Source organism: Pseudoalteromonas sp. SR45-5 (assembly GCF_014163565.1).
Lineage (GTDB): Bacteria > Pseudomonadota > Gammaproteobacteria > Enterobacterales > Alteromonadaceae > Pseudoalteromonas > Pseudoalteromonas distincta.
The window spans coordinates 1-2307 of the sequence record NZ_JACJDN010000621.1 but is presented as its reverse complement, the minus strand read 5'-3'; the positions used below and the strand labels follow the sequence as shown (position 1 = coordinate 2307).

Sequence of the window (2307 nt, the reverse complement as noted above, 5' to 3'; positions counted from 1 at the left end):
GCTGTAAAAATATCATTGGTAAAATCAAGCTTAGTAACTTTACTTACCTTTAAACCTGTTTCTTCAAACACTTCTCGTATTGCACATTGTTCAACACTTTCACCAAACTCTAAATGTCCACCAGGTGTTGCCCATGTATTAGCACCATGCGCGCCAATGCGCTCACCTAGTAAAATTGTGTTTTGATGCTTTATGATAACCGCAACCCCTACTCTTACTACGTTACTCATATCGTATTTTCTCTTATTTTTACTGCCCGCCATGCTGAACCACACGCTTTGTGTTGTCAATTTTGTATTTTTAAAACCAGTGTATTGATTAACTTTTAGCCGACCAAGGTCGAATAGCTTGCTTGCTAAAAAAAGCCTACATTTTGTAAGGTCTCTCACACACAAATTTAGTTTTAGGAGCCTTACATGTCAGGCAAATATAAACAGCAATATAAGGGTTTTAAACAAAACCCAGCCCAATTTTGGCTCGAACAAAGTAAAAATATTCCGTGGTATAACCCCCCCACAAAAGCATACACACAAGACGACGACGGGCTTTACCATTGGTTTAGTGACGGGCAATTAAACACCAGTTTTTTAGCACTAGACCAACACGTTATTGCCGGATTTGGCGAGCAAACTGCACTGATTTACGACTCCCCAGTCACTAATACAAAGCAAACTTATAGCTACTCACAACTACAACAAGAAGTTGCTAGATTTGCAGGCGTAATACAATCGTTAGGTGTTACAAAAGGCGACCGCGTTGTTATTTATATGCCAATGATCCCACAAGCTGTTATTGGTATGTTGGCGTGCGCTCGTCTTGGTGCTATTCATTCGGTGGTATTTGGTGGGTTTGCTGCACACGAATTAGCTGTACGCATTGATGATGCCAAGCCCAAACTTATACTTAGCGCCTCATGCGGTGTTGAAGTAAACAGCGTTATTGAATACAAACCACTTATTGATAACGCAATAGACTTAGCTGCGCACAAAGTAGAACACTGCGTTATTTATCAGCGTCCACAAGTAACCGCCACTCTTAAGCCTAAACGAGACATAGATTGGACTCAGGCAATGCAAACAGCTGCAAGCGCAGATCCGGTGCCTGTAAATGGAGATGATCCGCTTTATATTTTATATACCTCGGGCACGACAGGCACACCCAAAGGCGTAGTACGCGAAAATGGCGGTCACGCAGTGGCAATGCAATACAGCATGGCAACCGTTTATGGTATGAAGCCCAGCGACGTATTTTGGGCAGCGTCTGACATTGGCTGGGTAGTTGGGCACTCTTATATAGTTTACGCACCGCTAATGTATCGCTGTGCGACCGTATTATATGAAGGTAAACCGGTTAAAACCCCCGACGCCAGCGCATTTTGGCGCGTGGTTGAAGAATATAAAGTAAATGCATTATTTAGTGCCCCCACCGCCTTTAGAGCAATCAAAAAAGAAGACCCCAATGCCGATGGTTTTAATCAATACGATACCTCAAGCTTAAAACGTTTATTTTTAGCTGGCGAGCGGTTAGACCCTCCCACTTATGAGTGGCTTAAAGAAAAAACCAAACTGCCAGTGCTCGATCATTGGTGGCAAACCGAAACCGGCTGGGCTATTGCTTGTAACCCTGTAGGGCTTGAGTACTTAGCAACAAAACCTGGTAGTTCTACCGTCCCTACTCCAGGTTTTGACGTGCGAATATTAGATATGGATGGCAATGAATGCGCAGCTAACGAGCAAGGCGCCGTGGTAATTAAACTGCCACTTCCACCAGGTTGCCTACCAACTATTTGGCAAGATACCACGCGCTTTAAAGCAAGCTACCTAAATGAATACGAAGGTTATTATTTATCTGGCGATGGTGGTTATATTGATGAAGACGGCTACCTATTTATTATGGGCAGAACCGACGACGTTATAAATGTAGCAGGCCATAGGCTTTCTACCGGCGAAATGGAAGAGATAGTAGCCGCGCACCCTGCTGTTGCTGAATGCGCTGTTTTTGGTGTGAACGATCCTCTAAAGGGGCAACTTCCTATGGGAATGATCGTGCTTAAAAATGATTTTATGGGCTCAAGTACCGACGTGGAAGAAGCGCTTGTTTTAAGTGTTCGTAATCAGATTGGCGCTATTGCGTGCCTTAAAAATATAGTTAGCGTAGATAGGTTGCCCAAAACACGCTCGGGTAAAATACTGCGTAAAAATTTGCGCCAATTGGTTGATGGCGAAGAGCTACAAATACCTTCAACCATAGATGATGCCAGTATCTTTGAAGAAATAAACCAACAACTAACGCAAAGATAAACCCAAC

2 protein-coding genes are annotated in these 2307 nt (G+C 43.3%); one reads left to right on the top strand and one right to left on the bottom strand.

Annotated elements, in window-relative coordinates; genetic code table 11:
• On the bottom strand, positions 1-230 hold a 230-nt coding region (locus H5072_RS17215), incomplete at its 3' end, for an NUDIX hydrolase (protein WP_182694240.1).
• 186 nt (positions 231-416) lie between these two features.
• On the opposite strand from H5072_RS17215, the gene H5072_RS17210 reads away from it, so the two are divergent.
• Positions 417-2300: a propionyl-CoA synthetase gene (locus H5072_RS17210; protein ID WP_182694239.1), complete on the top strand. Its 1884-nt coding sequence runs from the start codon at positions 417-419 to the stop codon at positions 2298-2300.
• Positions 2301-2307: the final 7 nt, after the last annotated feature.